Consider the following 26,017-nt stretch of genomic DNA (forward strand, 5'->3'; position numbering starts at 1 on the left):
CGCCGCCCCGGCCCGTATCGACTGCGGCGCCGGTCGTGATCTGGAGAGGACCATCTGTGTTCGTCGCATCGAGAGACCTGCGTGCCGCGCGTGGTCGCTTCGCGCTGATATCCGTCGTCGTGGTGCTGATTGCGCTGCTCGTCACGTTTCTCAGCGGTCTCACGGCCGGACTGCGTCATCAGAACGTGTCCGTCGTGGAACGCATCGACGCGGAGTCGGTGGTCTTCGCCGCCTCCGCCGACGGTCCGTCGTTCGACGAGTCCGTGCTGACGTCCGAGCAGGTGGCCGTCTGGCGGCGGAGCGCCGACTCGGTGCAGCCGATCGGCGTCGGACGGGGCTCGGCGTCGGCAGTAGGAGGTCCGGCGAAGGGGGTGGCGCTAGTCGGCGCGGACGGCGGTGTGGGCGACCGTGCGCCGTCCGCGCCGGGAACCGTGATCCTCGGGGCCGGCGCGGCGCGATCCCTCGGCGTCCGCGCCGGCGACAATCTCACCGTCGGCGACGTCACCTTCACCGTGACCGCAGTCCGCGGCGACGACTGGTACGGCCACAGCCCGGCCGTGTGGATGACGCTCGCCGACTGGCAGCACGCGAACCCGCGTGGGGGTGCGGCGACGGTGCTCGCGGTGTCGGGCGGGGACGACGCCACGAACGCCGTCGCGGGGACGACCTCCCGAAGTGTGGCCGACTCCTTCTCCGCCATCGGCTCCTATGCCTCCGAGAACGGGTCGCTGACGTTGATGACGGTGATGCTGTTCGCGATCTCCGCGCTGGTGATCGGCGCGTTCTTCACGGTCTGGACCCTGCAGCGGACCCCCGATGTCGCGACGTTGAAGGCGCTCGGCGCGTCCACCGGGTCGCTCGTGCGGGACGCGCTCGGGCAGGCGCTCGTCGTCCTGCTCGCCGGCGTGAGTGTCGGTGTCGGGATCGCGGCGGTGGCCGGGTCGATGATCGGCGACGCGGTGCCGTTCGTGCTCGACATCTCCACCACTGCCCTGCCCGCCACCGCCCTCGTCGGGCTTGGCCTCGTCGGCGCCGCGTTCGCGCTCCGCTTCCTGTTCACCACCGACCCCCTCACCGCCCTCGGGAGCACACGATGACCACACCCGCCCTCACCCTCGACGACGTCACCCTCACCTACCCCGACGGCGCGGGACGTGTCACCGCCCTCGACTCGGTATCGCTGACCGTCGGCCGGGGTGAGATCGCCGCGATCACCGGTCCGTCCGGTTCCGGAAAGTCGACGCTCCTCGCGGTGGCGTCGACGCTGATCCGGCCCGACTCGGGCTCCGTCCGGCTGGGCGCCACCGAACTCACCGCGCTGAGCCGCCGCGAGGCGTCCACACTGCGCCGCGACCGGATCGGCATCGTGTTCCAGCAGTCCAACTTGGTGTCGTCGTTGACGGCCCTCGAACAACTGGAGGTGATGGCGCATCTCGGGCAGCGATTGTTCGTGCCGCGGCGGGCAGGGCGCGCGAAGGCTCGCGATCTGCTCGACGCCGTCGGCCTCGCAGACCACGCCGGGAAGAGGCCCGCGCAGTTGTCCGGTGGGCAGCGGCAGCGGGTGAACCTGGCCCGGGCGCTGATGAACGATCCGTCGCTGCTGGTCGTCGACGAGCCGACCAGCGCGCTCGACCAGGAACGCGGCGCCGCGATCATGGATCTGATCCTCGGTGTCGTGCGAGAGCGCGAGGTCGCAACGCTGCTGGTGACACACGACCACACGCATCTGTGCAGAATGGATGCAGTCCACCGCGTAGTCGACGGCTCCCTCACCCGTGAGCACTTGTTAACCGCGGAAGGTTAATAAGTACGCACAGGTGTGAACAACATGTTTCTTCCAAAGTCAAGGGTTGACGTTTCTCATGTGCGTGAGATTACATCTTAGTGGTAAGCCTTTGAGGGCTTAAGTAAATGCCTCGACCCGACCCTGAGGATGCTCATGACGACGGTATCGCCCGCCATGGCTGCCACAGCTGAGATGATCAGCGCCCGACTCGAACGCCTGCCGATGAGCAGGTGGCATATCAAGGCCCGCGTCATCGTCGGCGCCGTCACGTTCTTCGACGGCTTCGACCAGTTGATGATCGCGTACTCTCTCCCCGTCCTCATCCCCAAGTGGGGTCTGACCCCCGGCGACATCGCCTGGGTGATCGCCATCGGCGGCATCGGCATGCTCGTCGGCGCCCTCGCCGGCGGCTGGTTCGCCGACCGCGTCGGCCGGCTCAACGTCATCATTTTCTCGCTCGCGCTCTACGCAGTGATGAGCCTCGGCATGGCGTTCACCGACAGCCTGATGCTCTTCCTCGTCTTCCGATTCGTGCAGGGTATCGGCCTCGGCGCCGAGGTCCCGGTGGCAGCGAGCTACATCGGCGAGATCACCAAGGCCCACAAGCGTGGACGATTCGTGCTGCTCTACGAGGTGATCTTCCCGATCGGGCTCGTGATGTCGGCAATCGTGTCGGCGTGGGTGGTCCCGAACTACGGCTACAAGATCCTGTTCGCGCTCGGTGCGCTGCCCGTCGTGCTCCTGCCGCTGCTGTGGAAGCTGCCCGAGTCGCCGCGCTGGCTCGCGTCCCGTGGCCGCTACGAAGACGCGCACGATGCCATGACCCGCATCGAGAACGAGATCACCGGAAAGTACGGCAAGACGCTTCCGGCTCCGCAGCCGCTGCCCGCCGTCACCGTCGATCCCCGCCGCGGAACCTTCGCGGAGGCCTTCCGGGGTATCTACCTGCGTCGCACTCTCATGCTCGCGGCCATCTGGGGCTGCGCCTACTTCGTCAACTACGGCATCGCGTCCTGGCTGCCGACGCTGTACCGATCCGCATTCGACGTCAGCGTCGACACCGCCCTGCACTACAGCATCGTCACCAGCGTCGCCGGCCTGATCGGCTGCATCCTCGTCGCGTTCCTCATCGACAACCTCGGTCGCCGCATCTGCATCACCGCGTCGATGGTCCTGTGCTCGTCGCTGCTCTTCCTGCTCGCCGCCTCCGGCGCCGACACCGCGACGAAGGTCCTGTTCTGGTCGGCCGGATCCGCGCTGTTCGTCTTCGCGGTCAACATGGCGCTCTACGTCTACACGGCGGAGCTGTACCCGACCCGGATGCGAGCCATCGGCTGCGCGATCGGCGGAGCGAGCGGACGCCTCGGCATCATCGTCGGTCCCCTCGCCGTCGGCGCCATCCTCGACGGGGGCGGCACACTCACCGTCGTCTTCGGAATGTTCGCCGCGGTCGCAATGATCGGTGCCCTCGTGGTCGGCTTCTTCGCCGTCGAAACCCGCGAAAAGACTCTCGAGGAGATCTCCCAGTGACCGTTCTCGACACCGCACCACACACCCTGCAGTTCGTCCCGGTCGCCGACCGGATCCTCGTCGCCGGGCAGTGGCGGCAGGCGAACGGCCCCGCCTTCGCGGTCACGGACCCGTCGACCGGCGAAACCCTGCAGGTGATCCACCAGGCCACCGCCGACGACGCCGACGAGGCGGTCCGGAAGGGCCGCGCCGCCGCCGACGACCCGGCGTGGCGCGCGCTGCTCCCGCACCAGCGGGCGAAGTACCTGCACCGCATCGCCGACGCGATCGAGGCGAACACGTCCCGGCTCGCGCTGCTGCAGAGCTACAACACCGGCAAGACGGTCGCCGAGACCACGGCACTCGTCGGCAGCGCGGCGGGCACGTTCCGGTACTTCGCCGCCGTCCTCGAAACCGCGGACGACGACCTCACCACCCCGCGAGGCAACTTCCTCACGATGAGCGTTCTCGAGCCCATCGGCGTGGTCGGTGCCATCGCACCGTGGAACTCGCCGGTGGCCAGCGACGCGCAGAAGATCGCGCCGGCCCTGGCGGCAGGCAACGCCGTCGTCCTCAAGCCCGCCGAATGGACGCCGCTGGTGTCGCTGGAACTGGCGCGGCTCATCGACCAAACACAACTGCCTGCCGGGCTGCTGTCGGTGCTGCCGGGCAAGGGCTCGGTGGTCGGCGACGCGATCGTCACCCACCCCGGTGTCGGGAAGGTGACGTTCACCGGCGGCACCAACACCGGACGGTCCATCGCGCACGCGGCAGCCGACAAGCTGATGCCCGTATCGTTGGAACTCGGCGGCAAGTCGCCGACGATCGTGCTGGACGACGCCGACCTCGACGCCGCCGTCAACGGCGTGATGTACGGGATCTTCTCGTCCACCGGGCAGAGCTGCATCGCCGGATCCCGGCTGTTCGTCGACCGCCGCATCTACGACGAATTCCTCGAGAAGCTGGTGGCCAAGACGCAGCAACTGCGACTCGGGCCCGGCCGCGACCCCGGCACTCAGGTCGGGCCGATGGTCCACCGCAAGCACCGCGACAGCGTGGCCGCGTACGTCGACCTCGCCCGCGAAGAGGGCGGACGAGTGTTGTGCGGCGGGGCGATCCCCGACGACGAGCGACTGCGCGACGGCGCGTACTACCTGCCGACGATCATCGACGGGCTCGCCAACAGTTCACGCACGTGCCAGGAGGAGATCTTCGGACCCGTCCTGGTGGTCCTGCCGTTCGACGGCGACGCGGATCTGGTTGCCCAGGCAAATGATTCGGTGTTCGGACTGGCGTCGGGAATCTGGACGGGCGACTACCGCCGCGCCTGGAAACTCGCCCGCCGGCTCCAGGCCGGCACCGTGTGGATCAACACCTACAAGCAGTTCAGCATCTCGACGCCGTTCGGCGGCGTCAAGGAGAGCGGACTCGGGGTGGAGAAGGGGCGCAGCGGTATCGCCGCCTACTCGCGGCAGAAGAGCATCTACTGGGGCCTCGACGAGGAACCCAATCCCTGGGCAGAATGAGCGACCCGCTCGTGGCGTCGCCGAATGTCACACGGGTTCCGTCTGACTGAACCGCTGTCACATCGGCCCACGGGAAGGCTGGAGTAGTAGGTCGTCCGGAAAGAAATTCCCGTCAGCTCTGTACGACCTATTACTTTAGCGCTAAGATATTGAGACCTAAGCAACTGGAGGCATGCGATGAACCAACCCATAGCCCGGCTGCGGTGCCTGCGCTCCGTCGAACTGCGCACGCAGGCCAGCGTCGAATCCACCGACTTCTACTCGGAGGTCTGGGGGCTGCGTGTGGTCGAGCAGGGCACGGACGGTGCCTGGCTGCGGGGGACCGGTGAGCACCACCACGCGCTGCAACTCACCCAGGCCGAGCGGAACGGCCTCGGCCGCATCACGTTCGCCGTCGCCACGCCGGCCGAGGTCGACGAGGCCGCCCGCCGACTCGAACTCCGCGGCGTCCCGATCGTCAGCGGCCCGGGGCCGGTCGACGATCTCGGCGGCGGCTACGGCGTGAGCCTGGTCGACCCCGAGGGCCGCGTCGTCGAACTGCTCGCCGACGCACTGGCGGTCCCGAAGCTCGGCCGCGAGGACGCCGTGCCGGTCGGCGTCACGCACGTCGTCCTCAACACCGTCGACATCGACGCCGCGGTGACGTTCTACTGCGACGTCCTGGGCATGCGGGTCTCCGACTGGTCCGAGCACCAGATGGCGTTCCTGCGCTGCAACACCGACCATCACAGCATCGCGTTCAACCAGGCCGAGTGGACGTCCGTCAATCACGTCGCCTACGAGATGCCCACCGTGGACCACTTCATGCGCGGCATCGGCCGGTTGCGTCAACACGGCACCGTGCCGCTGTGGGGTCCGGGCAAGCATGGCCCCGGCGACAACACCTTCTCCTACTTCGCCGACCCGGCAGGGCTGGTGTGCGAGTACACGTCCGGTATCGCGCAGGTCGACGAGGACCGGTGGCTGTGCAAGGTCTGGCGCCGGGTTCCGGAACTCTCCGACCTCTGGGGCACGGCGGGCCCGCCGTCCGAGCAGGTCCGCGACCACATGGCCGGCATCCCCGACCCCGGTGCGTTCGAGCGCTTCGACCTCGGGCGGGCGTCGTGACGCACGTCGTCGAATCCGGTTCCGGCCCCGCGCTGCTCCTGCTGCACGGGATCGGCGGCAGCGCCGACAGTTTCGCGCCGCAGTTCGACGTACTGTCGTCGTCGCTGCGATTGCTGGCCTGGGACGCTCCCGGCTACGGCCGCAGCGAAGACCCCGGCCGACCGTTCGACCTCGACGACTACGCCGACGCCGCCGCCGACGTGATCCGCGACCGTTGCGGTGACGCGGGAGCGCACGTCCTGGGAATGTCGTGGGGCGGCGTGATCGCCACCCGGCTGGCGATGCGCCACCCGGGGCTCGTGCGGAGTCTGCTGCTCGGCAGTTCCACCGTCGGCTCGGGGGCGGACGACGCCGCCGCCGCCCGCATGCTCGCCCGGGCCGCGACGCTCGAGCAGGAAGGTGCGGAAGCTTTTGCCGCCGAACGGGCCCCGCGGCTGTTGTCCGGGACCGCCGCCGACGACGTGACCGCGAAGGCCACGGCGATCATGGCGTCGTCGATCCGGCTGCCCGGCTACGGGTACGCCGCCGAGTCGATGGCGGCCACCGATCACACGGCCGATCTGCCGAAGATCGACATCCCCACGCTCGTCCTCGGCGGAGACGAGGACAGGGTGACCGGGGTTCCCGCGAGTCAGGTTCTCGCAGGCGGAATTCCGGGCGCCGTGTTCGTCACCATCCGGGGTGCCGGACACCTCGCGAACCAGGAGCGGCCGGAGGCCTTCAACGCCTGGGTCGAATCCTTCATCCACATCACCGAACGCCTACGCAACCACCTCTAGAGAAGGAGCACGACATGACACTCGAATACGGCACCGCCGATCTGAAGGAATTCACCGACTCGCTGATCCTCACCCGTGGCTCCCGCCACGAGGACTGGGACACCCTGGGTTTCCAGGCCAAGGCCGGCGACCAGTTCAAGCGCGCGCAGATCCGCTACGTCGGCTCCGGCGCGACGGGTAACCACGAGAGCGACAACCGCACGATCGGATCGCGCGGATTCACGTTCTCCAACATGCTGCTTCCCCCCGGTGCCGAGGGCCCGGAGCACACCCACCATGACGCCGAGGAAGCCTTCTTCGTCCTCGAGGGCGAGGTGGAGGTCGGTGTTCACCGCGACGGCCAGGTGGAGAAGCGCACCCTCGGCTACCGCGACATGATCGTCGTCCCGGCCGGTGTTCCGCGCAGCCTGAAGAACAACGGCGACAAGGACGCTCTGTTCTGCGTCATCATCGGCGCGCAGAAGCCGCAGATCCCGACGTACCCCGAGACGTCGGCCATGCACGGCGTGACGCGGGACTGACCGTGAATCTCGACGGCCGCAGCATTCTCGTCACCGGGGCGGGGCGGGGTCTCGGTCTCGCCCTGGCCCGCCGGCTCGGCGAGGACGGCGCCACCCTGTGGCTCGCCGACATCCGCGAGGACTGGGGCGAGGACGCGGCGGCAAGCCTGCGCGCCGACGGCGTCAAGGCACAGTTCGTCCGGGTCGATCTCCGCGACGCGGAGTCCGTCGACGCGATGGCGGCGACCGTCACCTCCGGTGGCCCGCTGTACGGCCTCGTCAACAACGCGGCCCTCGCGGACGGCGTGGGCGGCAAACCGATTCACGAACTCGATATCGACGAGTGGGACCGGGTGCTGGGCGTCAACTTGCGCGGCACGTTCCTCGTGAGCAGGGCGATCGTTCCCTCCATCATTGGGAACGGAGGCGGACGAATCGTCACCATCGGCTCGGACGCCGCCCTGTACGGTTCGCCGCGTCTCGCGCACTACATCGCGTCCAAGGGTGGGGTGGCCGCGCTGACCCGCGCCATGTCCCGCGACCTCGGCCCGCACGGTATCACCGTCAACACCGTCTCGCCCGGTCTGACCGAAAGCGAATCGGCGCAGAAGGTTCCGGAGCACCGGCACGAGCTGTACCGCCTGGGTCGTGCGCTCGAGCGGCCGCAGCAGCCGTCGGATCTCGTCGGCGCCGTCGCGTTCCTGATGGGACCCGAGGCGTCGTACATCACCGGCCAGCAACTCGTCGTCAACGGCGGATTCGTCCTGCACTAGAGAAGGGGACCACGTCGTGGACCTGCAACTGAAAGACCGCACCCACCTGGTGACCGGCGGAAGCTCGGGAGTCGGGCTCGCCACCGTCGCGATGCTGCTCGAAGAGGGTGCCAACGTCGTCACCTGCGCGCGCGACCGCGACCGGCTCGACTCCGTGATCGCGCCGCTGCCCGGCAGCGACCGCGTCCTCACCGCGTCCTGCGACGTCCGGGACCCGGCCGCGGTCGCCGCGCTGGTCGACGCCGGAGTCGCCCGATTCGGCGGCCTCGACGGTCTGGTCAACAACGCAGGCAAGTCCCGCATGGTCCCGCGCGGCGAGGCGACCCTCGACGACTGGCGTGACGAACTCGACCTCAAGTTCTCCAGCGTCCTCAACACCGTCGAGGCCGCCCTGCCGGTGCTGCGCAAGTCCGACGCCGCGTCCATCGTCAACATCTCGGCGGTGCTCGCACGTCAGCCCGAGCCGCGGCTGGTGACCACCAGCGCCGCCCGGGCCGGGCTGCTGAACCTCAGTAAGTCGCTGTCGCTCGAACTCGCCGCCGACGGCATCCGCGTCAACTCGGTGTCGCTCGGACTGGTCGACACCGGCCAGTGGCGGCGCCGCTACGAAGAGTCGGGCACCGACGCCACATTCGCCGAATGGGAGGCGGAGATCGCCCAGGACCGCGGTATCGGCCTCGGCCGGTTCGGCCGCGCCGACGAGGTGGCCGCCATGATCGTGACCCTGCTGTCCCCACGCTCGTCCTACGTGACGGGCACCAGCCTCGACGTCTGCGGAGGCGTCGCGCGCTATGTCTGAGAGGAACACCATGTCTGCAGGAAACGACAAGCAGGTGGGTAATGGGGGTGACCTGCTCGTCCAGGTGCTGCGCGAGGCCGGTGTCGACACAGTCTTCGGCATCGTGAGCGTCCACAACCAGCCCCTGGTGCAGGCGGTCAGCAAGCACCTGCGGTTCGTTCCGGTCCGGCACGAGGCCACCGCGGTCAGCGCCGCCGACGGGTACGCCCGGGCCACCGGCGGACTCGGCTGTGCTCTCACGAGCACCGGCACCGGTGCCGGCAACGCGGCCGGGTCACTGATCGAATCGCTCAGTGCCGGAACGTCGGTGCTGCACGTGACGGGCAACGTCGAGAGCCGGTACCTCGGCTCGGGTCGCGGCTTCATCCACGAGACCAAGGATCAGCTGGGGATGCTGACGGCGACGTCGAAGCACGCCGCCACCATTCTCGACACCGACAGCGCCGGAAAGGTGTTGCGGGAAGGCGTCGCTGCCGCGCTCGCCGCGCCCGGCGGCCCGTCGAGTATCGAATGGCCCATCGACCTCCAGTACGCGGAACACGTCGTCGACGTGCTCGAACCGGTGTCGGAGTCGCCGCGCACACCGGACGTCGACGAGTTGGCCGTGGCCTTCGCCCTGCTGCAGTCGGCGGAACGCCCGGTGATCTGGGCGGGCGGCGGTGTCGCCACGGCCGGTGCCGAGCTGACCGAACTGGTGGAGCGGTGGGGAGTCCCGTTGCTCACCAGCAACTCCGGGCGCGGCGCCGTGCCCGAGGACCACCCGCTGTGCATCGGCAACTACGGCAACACCCCCGTGGGGCGCGAACTCCTCCAGGATGCCGACCTGCTGCTGTCGCTGGGTACCCACTTCCGGTCCAACGAGACCGGCGACTACTCCATGCCCGTTCCCGCCGTGCACATGCAGGTCGATATCGACGCGGCCGCGATCGGACGCGTCTACCCGGCGCAGGCCGGGGTCACCGCCGACATCGCCACGTTCCTCCGGCAGCTGTCGGGCCTCGCGCCCGTCGACGCCGCCTGGACCGAACGTGCCCGCACCACCCGCGAACTCGTCCGCAGCAAGCAACGCGCCGGACTCGGCGATCACGCGGTGCTGTGCGACGCCGTGCGTGCCGCGTTCCCGCAGGATTCGGTGATCGCCCGCGACGTCACCATCGCGTCGAGTTCCTGGGGCAACCGGCTGCTGCCGATGTTCGACCCCAAGTCCAACGTCTTCCCCCGCGGCGGCGGCATCGGGCAGGGCCTGGGCATGGCCATCGGTTCCGCACTGGCCGACGAGACCCGGCCAACCCTGGCGCTCGTCGGCGACGGCGGCCTGGCCGTCCACTTCGGCGAGATCCTGACCATGGCGCAGGAGAAGCCGTGGCTGGTGCTGCTCGTGTTCAATGACGGCGGCTACGGCGTGCTGCGCAACATGCAGAAGGGCGGCGGCGACGACACCTACGCCGTCGATCTCGTCACCCCCGACTTCCCGTTGCTGGCGCAGTCCATCGGTGTGCCCTACCTGCGGATCGGTGCCGCAGGCGAGGCCCACGACGTGCTCGCCGACGCCGTGTCGCGGCAGGCGCCGGTGATCGTCGAGGTCGATCTCGTCGCCTACGGCGACATGCCGGCACCGTTCACGCCTCCCGTCACGGTGCCCGGGAAGGGTGCACAGTGACCACGGTCGCCGTCTGCGGCGGCGGCATCGGTGGACTGGCGACGGCGATCGCCCTCCGCAAGTTCGGTCTCGACGTCACGGTCTACGAACAGACGCGGCAGTTCGCGCGCGTCGGCGCCGACATCAACCTCACCCCCAACGCGGTCCGGGCTCTCGACGGACTCGGCATCGGGCCGGCGATCCGCGAATCAGCCGCCCGGCCCCAGTTCCGGATCAGCCGCACGTGGGACACGGGAGCCGAAACGTCCCGGCTGCCGATGGGCGACAGCGCGGAACAGCAGTACGGCGCACCGCAGTTGACCATGCACCGGGGCGACCTGATGACCGCGCTCGAGAACCGGCTGCCGTCGGGTGTCGTCGAAATGGGTCGCCGGGTCAGCGGCGTCGCCGAAGGCCGCATCGAGTTCACCGACGGCAGTACGGTTTCCGCAGACGTGATCGTCGGTGCCGACGGGATCCACTCCGCGGTCCGAACCTCGCTGCTCGGGCGGGAACAGCCGACGTTCACGGGGGTCGTGGCGTTCCGCGCAGTCGTCCCCACCGAACGCGTCGGCAACCTGCCGAACCTCGACTGCTTCACCAAGTGGTGGGGGCCGGATCCGTCCACGCAGATCGTGACGTTCCCCCTCAACCAGGGCAAGGACATCTTCGTCTTCGCCACCTGCGCGCAGGAGGAGTGGACCGAGGAATCCTGGACCACACCGGGATCCGTCACTGAACTACGCGAGCTGTACCGCGACTTCCACCCCGATGCGCGAGCCCTCCTCGACGCCTGCGACGACGTCCTGAAATCCGCTCTCTACGTGCGCGACCCGCTGGCATCGTCGACCGACGGACGCTCCGTGCTCCTCGGCGACGCAGCCCATCCGATGATGCCGTTCATGGCGCAGGGCGCCGGCATGGCCATCGAAGACGCCGTCGTGCTGTCCCGCTGCCTCAGCCTGTTCGGCGACCCCGCAGTCGCGCTGCAGACCTACCAGGACACGCGACTGCAGCGGACCTCACGCATCCAGCGGGGCTCCCGGTCCAACGAATGGCTGAAGGTCGCAGGCAATGGCGACTGGGTCTACGAATACGACGCCTGGCACGTGCCACTGGAGTTGGCCGCCGCCCGAACGGACGCATGAATGGAAGCCGTCGGCGGACACGCTCTGTCGAGGCGGCGGGCGCTGGCCCTGCTGGGGTCCGCCGCCACTGCCGTCGCCGCGACGAGCTGCGCGTCCCACACCTCGGACGCGCAGCCGAGTGGCGCGACGCCACCGGATGCCTACGAGTTGTCCGGTGACGTCGACGGTTACGCGACGACGCTGATTCTGCTCGGCACGGCAGCCGGTCCCATCGCCGTGCCGGGGCGGAGCGGCACGTCCAGTGTGCTCGTCGTCGGCGACAGACCGTATCTGATCGACGCGGGTCCCTGGTCGAGCCGAAAGCTGATCCAGGCTGGTATCGCCGCGGATTCGCTCGGTGGCGTCTTCGTCACGCACCTGCACAGCGATCACATCGCCGACCTGGTCAACGTCTTCTGGCTGCCCGGCGGGACACCGTCCTACACGTTCCGCGACGCTGGTTCCGCACGGCCCGGTCTATCCCTCGCTGGCGTACCGGTTCGACACGGAGGACGGTGCGGTCACGTTCTCAGGCGACACCGCGAAGTCGCCGAACGTGGTTCGACTCGCCCGAGGATCCGACATCCTCGTCCACGAGGTGATCGACGTCGACTTCTACGCGCAGACTTCGGGTCCCGCACTGGTCGAGCACATGATTCAGGCGCACACCACCGCGCAGGACGTCGGGCGCGTCGCCACGGACGCGGATGTCCGCCAGGTGGTGCTCTCCCACATCGGGCCGGGCGACCCCCGGCAGGTCACCGACGACCAGTGGGAACGAGGCGTGAAGTCCACGTTCGCCGGCACCGTGACAGTCGGGCACGATCTCGTCCGGATCGGCGTCGGGCAACGACGGTAGTGCCATTGCTGGCTCGCAGGATCTTGCGCGCCGCCGCTGTCCCGAGAAGGCTGGATGTCACGACACCGTGACGTGATCGGAGCCAGGGATGGACACCACGATTACCGAGATCGCTCCCGACATCTACCGGTTGTCCACGTATCTGGACGAGCCGAACCTGATCATGAACCAGTTCCTCGTCGACGGTGAGGAACCGTTGCTGTTCCACACCGGTCAGCGTGCGCTCTTCCCGTCCGTGTCCGAGGCGGTCGGGCGGCTGATTCCTCTCGACAGGCTGCGGTGGATCACGTTCGGGCACGTGGAGGCCGACGAGTGCGGCGCGATGAACTCGTGGCTGGCGGCCGCGCCGAATGCCGTGGTCGCGCACGGGGCGATGGGTTGCTTCGTGCAGGTCAACGACCTCGCCGATCGGATGCCGCGTCCCCTGCAGTACGGCGACGTGATGGAGACGGGCACCAGACGGGTCCGTCACCTCGACACTCCGCATGTTCCGCACGGGTGGGATGCCGGGCTGGTTTTCGAGGAGACGACGCAGACACTGTTCTGCGGCGACCTGTTCACCGCATTCGGTCATCACCCGCCCGCCACGGAGGAGGAGATCGTCGGCCCGGCGATCGCGGCCGAGGACATGGGGAACGCGACGTGCCTGACGCCGGCCCTCGGGCCCACGATCCGGGGACTCGCCGACCTGGAACCCCTGCTGCTGGCGCCGATGCACGCGCCGGTGTTCACCGGTGACTGCGTGCAGAGTCTGCACGACCTCGCACAGGCATACGAGGAGCGGCTCGCGGCCGAGACCGTGCGGTACCGCGAAGCGGAGTAGCCCGGCCTGTACTCGACGAATTTCCCCTCAACTGTGGCGCACGATACATCTTAGTGCTAAATTATTGAGCACTAAGGAACTATGCCTTCGGTTGAGCCTGGGAGTGAGCGATGACAACAGACGCAGACACCGTCTCCATGATGGTGCGTCAGATGCGGGTCGAGTCCTCGGGCGTGGTGTCGCTTCGCCTCGAACGACAGGACGGCGGCGCGGTCGACCGGTGGACGCCGGGCGCCCACCTGGACCTGCACCTGAACCGCGGGACCATCCGTCAGTACTCCCTCTGTGGAGACCCCGACGACAAGACCGGGTACCGCGTCGCGATCCTCCACGAGGTGACCGGCCGAGGTGGCTCCCGGCACGTCCACGAGACGCTGCGGCCCGGCGACAGCCTGTCGGTGAGCGCGCCCCGCAACAACTTCGAACTCCTGCCCTCGCCGCGCTACGTGTTCGTCGCCGGCGGCATCGGCATCACGCCGATCCTCGCGATGATCGGTGAAGCCGAACGCATGGGCGCCGAATGGGAACTGCACTACGGCGGCCGTGCCCGCGCGTCGATGGCGTTCCTCGACGAACTGTCCGCGTACGGCGACCGCGTGCACGTCGTCACCGAGGAGACCGACGGCGTCCTCGACCTCGCCGGCATCCTCGGCACCGCCCGAGTGGAGACGCTCGTCTATGCCTGCGGCCCCGAGGGTCTGCTCGGCGCGGTCGAGGGGTACACGGATTCCTGGCCGGACGGCGCGATCCGGCTCGAGCGGTTCAAGGCGAAGGAGATCCCCGCCGACACCCTCGCCGGCGACCGTCCCGTCCGCGTGATCTGCGAACGATCCGGCATCTCGGCCACCGTCGCCCCCGACCGGACCATCCTCGACACCCTCGAGGAATCCGGCGTCGACGTCCCCAACTCCTGCCGCGAAGGCATCTGCGGGACGTGCGAAACCCGCGTGCTCGCCGGCACCCCCGACCACCGCGACTCCCTGCTCTCCAGCTCCGAGCAGGAGTCCGGCACCACCATCATGATCTGCGTTTCCCGCGCCCGCTCCGACGAGCTCGTGCTGGATCTCTAGAAGGGAAGAACCATGAGCTTGTATCTGCAACCACGCCAGTCCGGCACGGCACCCACCCCGTACGAGCGGAAGCTGGCCGGTGCGATCGAAGAGGTCTTCGGCACCGGTGTGCACCACCTCGAAGGCTTGGTGAAGGGTTTGAACGCCCTCGGCATCCATAGTCCCGGCGGCGACGCCTGGACGACCGACACTTTCACGGACGAGATCCGACGGATGGGGGCCTGACATGGTGAACCGACTGCACAAGGCGGCACTGACCGGCGACGAGATCTTCGCGACCGGGATGCGTGACCAGTGGCACGCGGTGTGCCCGTCCGACTTCGTCGCGCGCGGCGACATGAAGAAGGTGCGGCGCCTCGGCGAGGACTGGCTGCTGTTCCGTCAGTCCGACGGCACCCTCCGCATGCTCGCGGACCGCTGCCCGCACCGCGGCGCCCCGCTGTCGCAGGGCCAGCACCTCGGCGATCGCGTCGCCTGCCAGTACCACGGCGTGCAGGTCGACGGCGGCGGCACCGTCGTCTCCGTCCCCGGAATGCCCGGCTGCAACCTCGAGGGCAAACGGCTGGTGACCAGCCTCCCCGTGCGGGAAGTGGCCGGCGCCGTGCTCGCCTGGTTCGGCACCGACCCCGACGCCGAGCCCGCGCCCCTGGAACTGCCCGAGCGCCTCACCGACGACGGCATCTCGCACTTTCTCTGCTACGCGGAGTGGAAGGCGCCGTGGCGGTTCACGCTGGAGAACCTCCTCGATCCGATGCACGGAGCGTTCCTGCACCGCGAATCGCATTCGATGTTCGGCGGCGAGACGTCCGCGAAGTTCCGGATCCGCGAAACCGATCGCGGGTTCTTCTTCGAGAAAACCGACCAGCGGGGTGTGAACTTCGACTGGGTCGAATTCTGCCGGACCGGCATCGACTGGGTGGACCTCGAGATCCCGTACCCGCCGACCGCGGGCCCGGGTGGCTCGTTCGGCATCGTCGGCATGGGAACGCCGATCGACGCCGAGACCACCGCGGTGTTCTTCTGGCGGTACCGCCGCGTCGAGGGCTGGGAACGCGACGTCTGGCGGTTCCTGTACCGCACCAAGCTGGAGGAGCGGCACTGGGTGGTGCTCGAGCAGGACCGCACCATGCTCGAGGCGATGGCATTCGACGCGGACCAGGCGGAGAACCTGTACCAGCACGACCTCGGCGTCATCCGGCTCCGCCGGCTCTACCGGGCGCAGGCCGAAGCCCAGGCGAAGGCACTCCAGGAGGCGTATGGTCGCCCGGGTTGACGTGAATGAAATGTCAACTAAGAATGTGTGACGGCCGACACGTCGGGCGCCGGCCGGGGTACGAGGAGGCGCGAGCGGTGCTTACGAACGGTGACGATCGAGGTCGGCTCGCGTTGGTCGAGGCGGCGGGACGGTGCTTCGCCGAGCTGGGATACGAGCGCACCACCGAGGCGGTCATCGCCGCTGCCGCCGGAGTGTCGCAGGCCGAATTCTCCGCCCGGTTCGCGTCCCGGGACGACGCGTTCCGTGCCGTCGCCGCCGCGGTGTTCGACATGTTCGTCGAGGCTCAGCGCATCCCGGTCCCGCCGGACGCGGACCCGCGCAGCGTCCTGCGGGCGGCCACCGCGGCGTTCATCGAGACCGTCTACAGCAGTGGCCGCCTGTTCACGATGATCGAGGATCGCGCCGCCGTCGACCCGGTGATCGGGGAACAGCTCGAGGCGGCCCACAACCGGATCCTCGGCCGGTACATCCGGTTCATCGAACGGCTCAACGAGGCCGGGATAGCGACGCCGTGCGCCGAACCCGCCCAGCTCGCCCGCAAACTGTCCGAGGCGCAGTGGACGGGTGCGGCGCGCCTGATCGGTGCGTCGCAGGACGAGCAGCGACGCTTCATCGTGGAGATGACGGCGGCGTCCGAACGGTTCATCGGATTCGGTGAGGTTGCCGATCTGACCGCCCGCGCGGCCAGCTGAGTCCTCCGCTCAGGCGGTGGGGGCCTGGTTCTCGACGATCGAGTGCTCGAGCTTGCGGAGCAATTCGGCCAGCGCCGCCTGATCGTCCTTCGACATCCCGCTGAGGATCTGCGACTCGTTGGCGAAGTGGGCCTCCGCGACCTTCTCGATCACCCGCAGGCCCTCGTCGGTGAGTTGCGCGTGCACGATGCGGCGGTCCTCGGCGTCACGCTCGCGCTGCACCAGTCCCGCCTTCTCCAGGCGGTCGACGCGCAGCGTGACTCCGCCCGTGGTGACGAGGGCGGATTCCGCCAGCTGTCCGGATGTCATCCGGTACGGCGGACCCGAGCGTCGGAGGGCGGCCAGAACGTCGAACGACGCCATGTTGATGCCGTGCTCCTCGAACACGGCGGCGAGGGACGTCTGGTAGCGCAGATACGAACGGTGTAGGCGGCCCAGCACTTTCAGCGGACTCACATCCAGGTCGGGCCACTGGTGGGCCCACTGGTCGACGATGTCGTCGACGGCATCGCGATCTGGAACGGGGCGTTGCGTCACCGGGCGCACCTCCTGGATCCTCGAGGGTTTCATCTGTTTAGTACCAAGATATCGAACGAAGCATAGGTGACGGCGACGCGCCGCGGGTCCCCGTCGATTCCTCGGAACGGGGACCCGCGGCGCTGCCGGACGGGAGCGCTGTCAGCGTCCCTCGACCGCCGCGACGGCGTCGATCTCGGCGATGGCGCCGTAGGGGAGGCTGCTGACCTCCAGGAAGGTGCGCGCGGGACGCGGCTCGTCGAAGATGCGCTCGAATTGGCGGTTCGCCTCCTCGCGCAGCGACAGGTCGGTGACGTAGTAGGTGAGCTTCACGACGTCCTTCAGCTGCCCGCCGACGGTGGCGAGGCGATCGACCATCCGGTCGACGGCGGCGTCGAGTGCCTCGGTGCGGCCCGGGACGGCGGTGCCCTCGGCATCGACGGAGAGTGCGCCGGAGACGAACGCGAGTCCGCCCGCGACCACGGCCGGGCTGTAGGGGTGGTGGGCGGTGACTTCGGTGAGGGACATGGAGGCTCGCTTTCTGGGTGGGCTTCTCCGGTGATTATATCTTAGCGCTAAACTAATTGACAGGGTTGCGCGAATGAAGCTCCGCCCGACGGGTACTCGACGCCCATGTCCCGAGCCACGAAACCCTCGGCCGCACCGTTCGTGCCGGACACCGACGACCTCGAGGCGCTGTCCCACGCGGCGGACGGGTGCCACGGCTGCGATCTGTACCGCGACGCCGAGCAGACCGTCTTCGGCGCGGGCAGGCGATCCGCGCGCATGATGCTCGTCGGCGAACAACCCGGCGATCAGGAAGACCGCGCCGGTGAACCGTTCGTCGGTCCGGCGGGAAAACTCCTGAACAAGGCGCTCGACGCGGCGGGCATCAACCGGGACCTCACGTACGTCACCAACGCGGTCAAACACTTCAAGTTCGTCCCCGCCGAACGCGGCACGCGTCGAATCCACAAGAAGCCGAACCGCACCGAGATCGTCGCGTGCCGGCCGTGGCTGATCGCCGAACTGGCGGCGGTCCAACCCGACGTCCTCGTCTGCCTCGGGGCCACCGCCGCGCAGGCGTTGCTCGGCCCGTCGTTCCGCCTCACCGAACACCGCGGGGAGCTGCTGCACCTCGACGGCGAAGTCGACGTCGACATGGATCCGGACGTCTTCGCGACGATCCACCCGTCCGCCGTGCTCCGCGGACCGTCGGACGATCGGGACGACGCGTTCGACGCCCTCGTCGCCGATCTGAAGAAGGCCGCCGCAGCCCTGTGATCAACCAGCCGAATCGCTGGCGCGACGGACCGCCGAGGACGAGATTGTTGGCATGACGAATTCCAACCCGAAGCAGACCATGAAGGCAGTCTCCTACTCGTCCTACGGCGGTCCCGAAGTGCTCGAGACCCACGACGTGCCCGTGCCCGAACCCACCGGCAACCAGGTGCGCCTCGTCATCCGGGCCGCCGGCGTGAACCCCATCGACTGGAAGCTGCGGTCGGGATCGATGGCCGAGGTGATGTCGGTGCAGTTCCCGAAGATCCCGGGCAGCGAAGTCGCCGGCGTGGTCGACGCGATCGGTCCGGACGCGACCGGCGTGGTGGTCGGTGACGAGGTGTTCGGCTGGTCCGACACCGGCGGCTACGCCGAATACGCGCTCGCCTCGATCGTCGTGCCGAAGCCGCACGGGTTGAGCTGGACGGACGCCGCCACCATCCCCGTCGCAGGCGAGGCCGCCACTCGTGGACTGCGGCTCCTGAAGCTGAAGTCCGGTGAGACGTTGCTGGTGAACGGCGCGTCGGGGGCGGTGGGAACCCTTGCGGCGCAACTGGCGCTGGACTCGGGTGTCACCGTCATCGGCACCGCGAGCGAGAAACACCACGACGCGCTGCGGGAGCTCGGCGTGACCCCCACGACGTACGGCGAGGGGCTGGCGGACCGGGTCCGCGAACTGGCCCCGAAAGGTGTCGACGCCGTCCTCGACGTCGGCTTCGGCGGGCTCGAGGCGGCGATGGACCTGCGCGGGGGCACCGACCGGATCGTGACGCTGTCGGACGGTGCCGCGTTCGGACTGGGAATCACGTTTTCGTCCGGCAACGCCGGCGACCGGAACGCGGAGACACTGCGCCGGCTGGGCGCCCTCGCCGCGGACGGGAAACTGGCCCTCCCGCCCGCGCGCACGTTCCCGCTGACCGAAGCTGCCGACGCGCAGCGTGCCGGCGAGAAGGGTGGAAGCCGCGGAAAGATCCTCTTGCGCTGACGCGCCCGTGAGTACTTATCAACCGCCGGGGGGCTGTTTCAAATTTCCGGGTCGGGGTGTCCGCGTGCCGCGGCGCCCCGACCTGATGTTTCTTGGATAATGTGTTGGTGGCCAAGGGGTATCGACCGGTGAATCGTGATCAGCAGTTTTTGTTGCCACCGGACATGCGGGAGTGGGTGCCGCCCACGCATCCGGTGTGGACGGTGATCGAGATCGTCGACACCCATCTCGACACCAGCGCCTTTCACGGCTCTCGCCGCACCGGGGGTGCCGGGCGCGCCGGGTACGACCCGGACATGCTGGTGACCCTGCTGATCTGGGCGTGGTCGCGGGGGGTGCGGTCGTCGCGGCAGATCGAGCGGGCCTGCTCGGAGGTGGTGTCCTACCGGGTGATCTGCGCCGGCGACACCCCCGATCACGTGACGATCTCACGGTTCCGCAAGGACAACCACACCGCCTGCGAGGCCCTGTTCACGCAGGTCCTGATCCTGGCCGCACGGTTGGGTCTGGGCCGACTCGAGACGATCGCGTTGGACGGGGTGAAGATCGCCTCGAACGCATCGAAGGACGCCAACCGCACCGAGGACGGGCTGCGCCGGGCAGCCGAGGCCGAGGCCGCGCGGATCGCCGCCGCCGCGGTGGCCGCGCACGCCGCCACCGATGACGCCGAGGACGACCTCTACGGCGAGGACGATTCGGGCCCGGGACAGGTGCCGGCGGAGTTGGCCGATCCCAGCACCCGCTCGGCCCGGATCGCCGAGGCATTGGCCCAGCTCGACGCGGAGAAGGACGCCGAACAGTGCGAGCGGGAGGGGAAAGCACAGGACTATCTGGCCCGGCTCGACGCGGGCCAGACGGTGATGGGCCGGGTGCCGGTCGGGGCCGAGGTCGCCGCCGCCGAGCGGCGTCTGGCCGAGGCGGTCGCCGCCCAGCAGGCGGTGATCGAGCGGTTCCAGGGTGGCACCGCGGCCGGGGGCGGGGGCACCCGGTTCGCACCGAAGCCGGTCGACGAGCACCACCTGGTCCGGCGCCGGCGCACCGAACTCGACACCGCCCTCCGCAAACAGGGTGAGCGCGCCGCCGCCGCCGGGCAGCGGCGCCGCAACACCACCGACCCCGACTCGCGGTTGCAGCCGCTGCGCGGCGGCGGCTGGGTGCAGGGCTACAACTGCCAGGCCTTCACCAGCGAGGACGGGTTGATCCTGGCCACCGGGGTCGGGACCGGCCCGGCGGACTACGACTATTTCCCCGAGATGGTCGACAAGGCCGGGGCGGCCGCGCACCTGATCGACGCCACCCGACGTGGGAAGGAACCGACCGGCACGAGCCCGGAGGAGCTGATCGGGGTGATGCTCTTCGACGCCGGCTACTGCTCCCGCGAGAACCTCACCGCGCCGGGCCCGGACCGGTTGATCGCCACCGGCAAATCCCGTCACCTCGAGGCCGCCGCCACCGCTGATCCGGTCACCGGACCGCCACCGCCGCAAGCGGATCCGATCCAGGCCATGACCCACCGGCTGCGCACCGAGGCCGGTATCGCCACCTACCGCAAACGCTCACCCATCGCCGAAACCGTGTTCGGGCACGCCAAACACAACCTCGGATTCCGCCGCTTCACCAGCCGCGGCCTCGACCGCGCCCGCAGCGAATGGGCGTTCCACGCCACCGTGCACAACCTCGGCAAGATCCTCACCCACCTGACCGGAGGCACCCCGCTCCCGGCCACCCCCTGACCCGGCGGGGGCCACCCCGCACCGGCACCCACCGCGGCACGAGACACCCGCACCCGGACCGCCCTCACTCAATTCCGCAACAGCCCCCCGGACGTTAACAAGTACTCACGGGTCAGGCGGTGGTGGCAAGGGCGGCGGCGAGACCGAACGGAACGGCCATCACCACCACCTCCACGATCGCCCGCCGCAGGGATCCTTCGGCGCTGATCCGGTGCGCGGCCGCCTGCCCGACCCACGTTCGCCGCCACCACCAGCCGAGCCCGAGGAGCGCCGCCAACGCCACCGCCTTGGCGAGGACGATGCGGCCGTAGCCGGTGTCGAACAGCGGCGTCACCCCGCCCAGCCGGACCGCGGCGTCGATGATCCCGGTCGCGGTCAGCAACCACACGCACCGCCACGCGACGACGGAATACCGCGGCAGCCACGACGACCAGTCCCCGCGCGACCGGAGCATCAGACCGAGGGCGGCGAGGAGCCCGAACCACACGGCGGCGGCCAGGGCATGGACGACGTCGAGGACCGAGCCGAGAACCTGCTGCGACATGTGGCCGGTGATCGGGCGGGCCACCAGGGCGAGCGCCGCGAGCACCAGCACCGGGACGGGGAGCCGGGCGTCGCTGCGGCGGAACGCGACCGCCGACCACGCGGTGGCCGCCGCCGTGCACACGAGAACGGCGAGGTCGACGCGTCCCGCGCTGATCTCGGTCACATACGCGCCGAACCGTCCGACCGACAGCTCGGACAATCCCAGGGCGTCGGCCTCGGCCGCCGTCATCGACAGCAGCACCGCCTCGGCGAGCATCCACGCGCCTGCGACGGCGGTCGACAACCGCCACAGCCGTTCGTCCCGCACGAGGGGACGGTTGTCCGCGCGACTCCACCAGCCCAGCGCGGCGAGTCCGAGCATCGCCGAACCGAGCACCAGGCACAGCGCCCGGACGGCGCTCGACGGTGAGGGGACTTCCGGTTGCGCCAACGCCCAACCGCACGCGACCCCGACGAGCGATGTGGGTACGGCGAACAGCAGCCAGGACTGTCGCGCCGTACCCACCGGGCTCAGTTCTCGCCGCGAGGCTTGCGGAGCGCGAACCACAGCCCGCCGCCGAACACGACCACACCGGCAACGATGAACGGCCACAACGGAACTCCGCTGCTGCCGGTTTCACCCGAGCTGTCCGCTGCGGCGCCGGGGGTGCCCGACCCCTCCTCGGTGAGGGTGAACGTGCGGGTTCCGCTCACCGGATGCCCGTCGGCGGACGTGACGCGGAACGCGACGGTGTACACACCGGCCGGCCCCAGCTCGCCGAGTTCGGCACTGACCGTGGGGCCCTCGACGGCCGGGTCACCCTTGGTCCACAGGTTGCCGTCGGGGCCCACCACGGTGAGGGACGCGAACGACTCCTGCAGCGCCTCGTTGAACGTGACGCTCACCCGTTCCGGGCCGGCCGCGATCTGCGCGCCGTTCTCGGGGGTCGAACTGATCACGACGGAATGGGCGACCGCGGTGCCGGCCCCGAGCATGCTCGCGAGCATGGTCAGCAGCCCGACCGCGATCACCTTCACCGACGTGAAGGTGGTGCGTCTTCTCATGAGCGACGGCTCCGGACCATGGCACCGAGACCGAGGGCCGCACCGAGCGCGCCGAGGACCAGGCCGATGCCGCCCAGCCAGCGGGCGGTGTCGTCGGTGCCGGACGCCGTCGTCTCGGTCTCCTCGGACGTCGTGGCGCCGCCTGCGTCGTGGCTGTGGTCTTCACCGCTCGCCGCGGCCAGCGTGAGCGTGGGTGCCGGCTTGTCGGGCTCCGCCCCGTCGGCGCCGACCGCCTGATCCCAGTTGACGACCTCGCCGTCGCTGTATGTCTGGGCGGCCGGGAACGACACCTCGTCCTGGTCCGGCAGCGGTCCGGCGGACAGTTCGAACTGCTGGAACTGGCCGGGCGCGACACCGACACCGGGGTCGGCGGTCCACGTCACGGACTTCGCGAGCTTGGACGTCGGGTCCTTCTCGACGACGGACGTCCACCCCGGCAGCGGTGTGGTGCGGGCCGACTTCAGGTCGGGGAGCGTGACGGTCAGCTTGGTGGTGGACGCCGTCTCGGATTCGGTGGGAACGCGGAACGTCAGGACGGAGTAGCCGCCCTGCTCGGCGCCGGGGGCGACGACGGTCACGTGGGCGGCGGCGACACCGGCCGCGAGCAGCATGGCGCCACCGGTGGCACCGGCCGTGAAAAGGGCACGGGAAACGAGGGAATTCATCGAAGGTCCTTTGAGGGTCTGAACGGAGAGGAGGTGAGAGTCAGACCGGGACCGGGGGACCGCGACGCGAAATGCTCACGCGCAGCAGGGCGACCACGGGGTTCGCGGGACGCGCGGGGACGTGTGCCGTGGTCGCGGCCGAGACGGGCTGCGGTGCACCGCGGAGCACCACCCGCCACACGTGGACGAGGGGGCCGTACAGACGCTCGGCGTTCGCGATCAGCAGCGCGCAGATCACGGTGGCGGCCGCGTGCGCGGCGAGCATCGGCACGGCCGGGACCGCCGAGTGCACGTGCGAGGTGAGCGTGAGCGCGAAGTGCCCGGCCACCTGGCCGACACCGAGGACACCCGCGAGCGCGAGCGGTCCGTGGAAGCGGGCGGGCAGTTGCGCGGTGACCGCACCGACACCGCTGCACGTGACGAGCAGCAGGGTCAGCGCGGCGGATTCGGGTAGGCCGCCCCCACCGACGCCGTGCGCGGCGACCGCGAGAGCGGCCACGAGCGCGCCGACCGCCGAACCCCGAAGGGTGGCAGTCGCGGCGGGGCGGGCAGGGGACATTGCGGTGGGTCGGGTCGTTCAGCGCACGCCGAGGCGGGCGAGGAGATCGGCTTCGACTCCGTCGAGTTCGGACGAGATGGCGTGATGAGCGGCCTTGCGGCGGGCCTGCGGCATCTGCTCGGCCGCGCGGACGGCGGTGCTGAGATCACCGAGGCGGTCACGGATGGCGGCGGCGAACTTCTGCGTCTCCGCGTCGTCCGGCTTCTGCCCGAGGATCTCCGTGGTGGAGCTTTCGGCACCGGCGATGCGGGCGCTGAGCTTGGCGCCGTGCCCGGTGAAGTTGGCGAGCTGGTCGATGTCGACGCCCATCCGGTCGGCACGGCGGGCATCGATCTGCCCGCGCACGACCGTGGCGGCCCGGTAGGCGATCGGCAGCAGCACCGGCGTCAGCAGGCGTGCGACACCGAGGTACTTGCGGACGGCGGCGACCGTGAAACCCTTCTGGGCCGCGGCCTTCTCCTCGGCCTTCAACGCAGCGATCTGAGCCTTCTCGACCTTCTTCAGCGACTTCAGCTCGGCAGCCTCGAGCTTGCGGCCGGCCTTGGCGGACTGCTTGTCGCGTTTCCGTTCGTTCCTCGCGCTCAGCTTCGCCTCCACTCCGGCCTTGTGCCTGAGTGCCTTGGCTTCCGCCTTGCGGGTGGCTCGGGACTTACGTTTCTTGAACAACCCCATCGAAAAGACCCCTTTTCCTGGTGTTTCAGCGCAGCCCACGCTACCAACTGCATCCGGTGCTTCGGGATCAGCCTAGGGGAGCACATAATCTTCGTCATCGTGTGTTCCCATATCGGTCAGCAATCAGAACCCGACGCCTCTCCCGGAAAGGCGTCGGGGACGGTGATCGATGCCAGCGCACTGACGCGGTGCCGCCACCGGGTGCACCTCGATGCGGCGTTCCCCGAACAACTCGCGGCCGCGCCCGAGGACCCGGGCGTCCGCCAGCGTCAGGATGCCGCCGCCGCCAAGCGTGAAGACGTCCGCCGGATCCTCACCGGCCACGCACCGGAACGGTGGGTGCAGATCGACACCGAGCAGAGCCTGCGCCTGCGGGCCGAGGACACCCTGGCCGCGTGCGAGGCAGGCGCGGACCGCATCTGGGGAGCCGTGCTCCCACTCGACCGGGACGCCGGCAGGCGGGCGCGCTGCGAGATCCTCATCCGTGACGAGGACCACGGTGGGTACATCCCCGTGATCGTCGTCAATCACAAGGTCACCGATCCCGGCCGCGGCGCGCTGACGTCGGACATGTTCGAGTGGCAACCGCGGGAGGACGCGACGCGGAAGCCGCGCAGCCAGGTCCGCGACCAGATGCGCGTCGCGCAGGTGTACCGGATGCTCGAGCGGCACGGGTTCGCGAGTCCGGCCCTGGTGGCCGGCGCGATCGGCTACGGCTCCGACGTCATCTTCGTGCACGACCTCACCACCATCCTCGACGACTACGACGAACGCTTCGCCGACAGGCTCGCCGTCGCCCGCGGGGAATCGGCGACCGTGCCGTCGAGGATCGGCGAATGCCGTTCCTGCCCGTGGTGGCCCGGATGCGAGGAGCAGCTGACCCAGACACACGACGTGAGCCTGGTGGCCACCGGTTCCCGCGCCGACATGCTGCGCGACGCGGGCTGCCACACCATCGACGACCTCGCGGCGTGGGACCGCGAACCGCTCGAGGACTGGCCGCACGGCGCGTTCGAGGACGCCGTCGTCACCGCGAAGGCGTGGCTCGCGGGAGCACCGCTGGTGCGACGGTTCCCGGAGATCCGGGTGACCCGCGCGGACGTCGAGGTGGACGTCGACATGGAGAGCTACCAGGAACACGGCGCCTACCTGTGGGGCACGCTGCTCAATGTGGACGGGGTGTCGGCGTACCGGCCGTTCGTCAGCTGGGATCCGGTGCCGACGCAGGACGAGGCACGGTCGTTCGCGGAATTCTGGACGTGGCTGATGGCCGAGCGCGAAGCGGCGGCCCTGAGCGGCAGAACCTTCGCCGCGTACTGCTATTCGCGGTCCGCGGAGGACAAGTGGTTGCTGGACTCCGCCCGCCGGTTCGCCGGGGCACCCGGAATCCCTACCGAAGCCGACATCCGCGAATTCATCGACAGCCCACAATGGGTCGACATCTACCAGGCCGTCAGCGACCAGTTCATCTGCCCGGGCGGTAAGGGCCTCAAGAAGATCGCCCCCGTCGCCGGATTCCGGTGGCGCGACGCCGACGCCAGCGGCGAAGCGTCGATGAGCTGGTACCGCGAAGCCGTCGGCTACGACGGCGAACCCGACCTCACCCAGCGCGAACGACTGCTGCAATACAACGAGGACGACGTCATCGCCACGAAAGTGCTGCGCGAATGGATGTCGGATCGGGCCGAGAAGGAGATCCCGCTCGCGTCCGACCTCTAGGCTGCAAGGCAGGCCCGATTCGGTAGGGGTGG

At 69.2% G+C, this 26,017-nt stretch carries 28 protein-coding genes; 21 read left to right on the forward strand and 7 right to left on the reverse strand.

The annotated features are described in order from the left end of the window. Positions 1 to 56 precede the first annotated feature (56 nt). The 17 genes from RHA1_RS19275 to RHA1_RS19360 all read left to right on the forward strand — a co-directional run bounded on the left by RHA1_RS19275 (position 57) and on the right by RHA1_RS19360 (position 16,265). Complete coding sequence (locus RHA1_RS19275) at positions 57 to 1,097, forward strand: ABC transporter permease (protein ID WP_041811716.1); 1,041 nt, start codon at positions 57 to 59, stop codon at positions 1,095 to 1,097. Further along, the gene (locus RHA1_RS19280) at positions 1,094 to 1,804 is read left to right on the forward strand and encodes an ABC transporter ATP-binding protein (protein ID WP_011596500.1); all 711 of its coding nucleotides are present in this window, start codon (positions 1,094 to 1,096) and stop codon (positions 1,802 to 1,804) included. Before RHA1_RS19275 ends, RHA1_RS19280 begins: the two co-directional genes overlap by 4 nt. Positions 1,805 to 1,933: 129 nt before the next feature. Further along, a complete protein-coding gene (locus RHA1_RS19285; protein ID WP_050787333.1) occupies positions 1,934 to 3,316 on the forward strand; it encodes an MFS transporter in 1,383 nt (460 codons plus the stop codon). Next, the gene (locus RHA1_RS19290) at positions 3,313 to 4,821 is read left to right on the forward strand and encodes an aldehyde dehydrogenase (RefSeq protein ID WP_011596502.1); all 1,509 of its coding nucleotides are present in this window, start codon (positions 3,313 to 3,315) and stop codon (positions 4,819 to 4,821) included. Before RHA1_RS19285 ends, RHA1_RS19290 begins: the two co-directional genes overlap by 4 nt. A gap of 177 nt (positions 4,822 to 4,998) precedes the next feature. Next, positions 4,999 to 5,928 (forward strand): VOC family protein, encoded by a 930-nt coding sequence (locus tag RHA1_RS19295; RefSeq protein WP_011596503.1) that lies wholly within the window; start codon positions 4,999 to 5,001, stop codon positions 5,926 to 5,928. Then, positions 5,925 to 6,707 carry an alpha/beta fold hydrolase gene (locus RHA1_RS19300; RefSeq protein ID WP_011596504.1) on the forward strand — a complete coding sequence of 261 codons (783 nt, stop codon included), beginning with the start codon at positions 5,925 to 5,927 and terminating at the stop codon, positions 6,705 to 6,707. Before RHA1_RS19295 ends, RHA1_RS19300 begins: the two co-directional genes overlap by 4 nt. Before the next feature lie 14 nt (positions 6,708 to 6,721). Then, entirely contained in the window at positions 6,722 to 7,228 is a 507-nt protein-coding gene (locus tag RHA1_RS19305; RefSeq protein WP_009477065.1) for a cupin domain-containing protein, read from the forward strand. Positions 7,229 to 7,230: 2 nt separating this feature from the next. Further along, positions 7,231 to 7,980: a 3-oxoacyl-ACP reductase family protein gene (locus RHA1_RS19310; protein WP_009477066.1), complete on the forward strand. Its 750-nt coding sequence runs from the start codon at positions 7,231 to 7,233 to the stop codon at positions 7,978 to 7,980. Positions 7,981 to 7,996: 16 nt separating this feature from the next. Next, positions 7,997 to 8,779, forward strand: a complete 783-nt coding sequence (locus RHA1_RS19315; RefSeq protein ID WP_009477067.1) for an SDR family oxidoreductase — start codon at positions 7,997 to 7,999, stop codon at positions 8,777 to 8,779. Then, on the forward strand, positions 8,772 to 10,439 hold the full coding sequence (locus RHA1_RS19320) for a thiamine pyrophosphate-binding protein (RefSeq protein ID WP_011596505.1): 1,668 nt from the start codon (positions 8,772 to 8,774) through the stop codon (positions 10,437 to 10,439). Before RHA1_RS19315 ends, RHA1_RS19320 begins: the two co-directional genes overlap by 8 nt. Then, positions 10,436 to 11,566 carry an FAD-dependent monooxygenase gene (locus RHA1_RS19325; protein WP_011596506.1) on the forward strand — a complete coding sequence of 377 codons (1,131 nt, stop codon included), beginning with the start codon at positions 10,436 to 10,438 and terminating at the stop codon, positions 11,564 to 11,566. Before RHA1_RS19320 ends, RHA1_RS19325 begins: the two co-directional genes overlap by 4 nt. Then, entirely contained in the window at positions 11,567 to 12,475 is a 909-nt protein-coding gene (locus RHA1_RS53635) for an MBL fold metallo-hydrolase (RefSeq protein ID WP_081437457.1), read from the forward strand. Between the two features lie 17 nt (positions 12,476 to 12,492). Continuing rightward, on the forward strand, positions 12,493 to 13,227 hold the full coding sequence (locus RHA1_RS19340) for an MBL fold metallo-hydrolase (RefSeq protein WP_011596508.1): 735 nt from the start codon (positions 12,493 to 12,495) through the stop codon (positions 13,225 to 13,227). A gap of 110 nt (positions 13,228 to 13,337) precedes the next feature. After that, on the forward strand, positions 13,338 to 14,297 hold the full coding sequence (locus tag RHA1_RS19345; protein WP_011596509.1) for a PDR/VanB family oxidoreductase: 960 nt from the start codon (positions 13,338 to 13,340) through the stop codon (positions 14,295 to 14,297). A 12-nt stretch (positions 14,298 to 14,309) separates the two neighbouring features. After that, a complete protein-coding gene (locus RHA1_RS19350) occupies positions 14,310 to 14,522 on the forward strand; it encodes a recombinase-like helix-turn-helix domain-containing protein (RefSeq protein ID WP_005248918.1) in 213 nt (70 codons plus the stop codon). Position 14,523: 1 nt separating this feature from the next. Further along, positions 14,524 to 15,570, forward strand: coding sequence for a Rieske 2Fe-2S domain-containing protein (locus RHA1_RS19355; protein WP_011596510.1), 1,047 nt, complete (start codon positions 14,524 to 14,526; stop codon positions 15,568 to 15,570). A 5-nt stretch (positions 15,571 to 15,575) separates the two neighbouring features. Further along, complete coding sequence (locus RHA1_RS19360; RefSeq protein WP_011596511.1) at positions 15,576 to 16,265, forward strand: TetR/AcrR family transcriptional regulator; 690 nt, start codon at positions 15,576 to 15,578, stop codon at positions 16,263 to 16,265. A 9-nt stretch (positions 16,266 to 16,274) separates the two neighbouring features. Here RHA1_RS19360 and RHA1_RS19365 read toward each other — a convergent pair whose 3' ends face one another. Both RHA1_RS19365 and RHA1_RS19370 read right to left on the reverse strand, forming a co-directional pair. Continuing rightward, positions 16,275 to 16,835 (reverse strand): MarR family winged helix-turn-helix transcriptional regulator, encoded by a 561-nt coding sequence (locus RHA1_RS19365; RefSeq protein WP_016884391.1) that lies wholly within the window; start codon positions 16,833 to 16,835, stop codon positions 16,275 to 16,277. A 108-nt stretch (positions 16,836 to 16,943) separates the two neighbouring features. Further along, the gene (locus RHA1_RS19370; protein WP_009477076.1) at positions 16,944 to 17,309 is read right to left on the reverse strand and encodes a RidA family protein; all 366 of its coding nucleotides are present in this window, start codon (positions 17,307 to 17,309) and stop codon (positions 16,944 to 16,946) included. A gap of 105 nt (positions 17,310 to 17,414) precedes the next feature. On the opposite strand from RHA1_RS19370, the gene RHA1_RS19375 reads away from it, so the two are divergent. The 3 genes from RHA1_RS19375 to RHA1_RS19385 all read left to right on the forward strand — a co-directional run bounded on the left by RHA1_RS19375 (position 17,415) and on the right by RHA1_RS19385 (position 20,780). Beyond that, positions 17,415 to 18,065 (forward strand): UdgX family uracil-DNA binding protein, encoded by a 651-nt coding sequence (locus RHA1_RS19375; protein ID WP_011596513.1) that lies wholly within the window; start codon positions 17,415 to 17,417, stop codon positions 18,063 to 18,065. A 52-nt stretch (positions 18,066 to 18,117) separates the two neighbouring features. Next, positions 18,118 to 19,047, forward strand: coding sequence for an NADP-dependent oxidoreductase (locus tag RHA1_RS19380; RefSeq protein ID WP_041811723.1), 930 nt, complete (start codon positions 18,118 to 18,120; stop codon positions 19,045 to 19,047). 101 nt (positions 19,048 to 19,148) lie between these two features. Beyond that, on the forward strand, positions 19,149 to 20,780 hold the full coding sequence (locus tag RHA1_RS19385) for a transposase (protein WP_011596515.1): 1,632 nt from the start codon (positions 19,149 to 19,151) through the stop codon (positions 20,778 to 20,780). Positions 20,781 to 20,892: 112 nt separating this feature from the next. On the opposite strand, the gene RHA1_RS19390 is transcribed toward RHA1_RS19385, so the two are convergent. From RHA1_RS19390 to RHA1_RS19410, 5 genes are read right to left on the reverse strand one after another with little or no spacing between them, the layout of a single operon-like run. Continuing rightward, positions 20,893 to 21,831: a CopD family protein gene (locus RHA1_RS19390; protein ID WP_011596516.1), complete on the reverse strand. Its 939-nt coding sequence runs from the start codon at positions 21,829 to 21,831 to the stop codon at positions 20,893 to 20,895. Between the two features lie 5 nt (positions 21,832 to 21,836). Continuing rightward, positions 21,837 to 22,370 carry a copper resistance CopC family protein gene (locus RHA1_RS19395; RefSeq protein ID WP_041811727.1) on the reverse strand — a complete coding sequence of 178 codons (534 nt, stop codon included), beginning with the start codon at positions 22,368 to 22,370 and terminating at the stop codon, positions 21,837 to 21,839. After that, on the reverse strand, positions 22,367 to 23,035 hold the full coding sequence (locus tag RHA1_RS19400) for a YcnI family copper-binding membrane protein (RefSeq protein ID WP_011596518.1): 669 nt from the start codon (positions 23,033 to 23,035) through the stop codon (positions 22,367 to 22,369). The genes RHA1_RS19395 and RHA1_RS19400 overlap by 4 nt, the downstream gene beginning before the upstream one ends. A 40-nt stretch (positions 23,036 to 23,075) precedes the next feature. After that, the gene (locus RHA1_RS19405; protein WP_011596519.1) at positions 23,076 to 23,594 is read right to left on the reverse strand and encodes a hypothetical protein; all 519 of its coding nucleotides are present in this window, start codon (positions 23,592 to 23,594) and stop codon (positions 23,076 to 23,078) included. An 18-nt stretch (positions 23,595 to 23,612) separates the two neighbouring features. Next, a complete protein-coding gene (locus RHA1_RS19410) occupies positions 23,613 to 24,266 on the reverse strand; it encodes a DUF6474 family protein (RefSeq protein WP_011596520.1) in 654 nt (217 codons plus the stop codon). Between the two features lie 162 nt (positions 24,267 to 24,428). Between RHA1_RS19410 and RHA1_RS19415 the strand changes: the two genes are divergently transcribed. Beyond that, positions 24,429 to 25,985 (forward strand): TM0106 family RecB-like putative nuclease, encoded by a 1,557-nt coding sequence (locus tag RHA1_RS19415; protein ID WP_050787334.1) that lies wholly within the window; start codon positions 24,429 to 24,431, stop codon positions 25,983 to 25,985. Positions 25,986 to 26,017: the final 32 nt, after the last annotated feature.

The organism is Rhodococcus jostii RHA1 (assembly GCF_000014565.1).
Taxonomy (GTDB): Bacteria; Actinomycetota; Actinomycetes; order Mycobacteriales; family Mycobacteriaceae; genus Rhodococcus_F; species Rhodococcus_F jostii_A.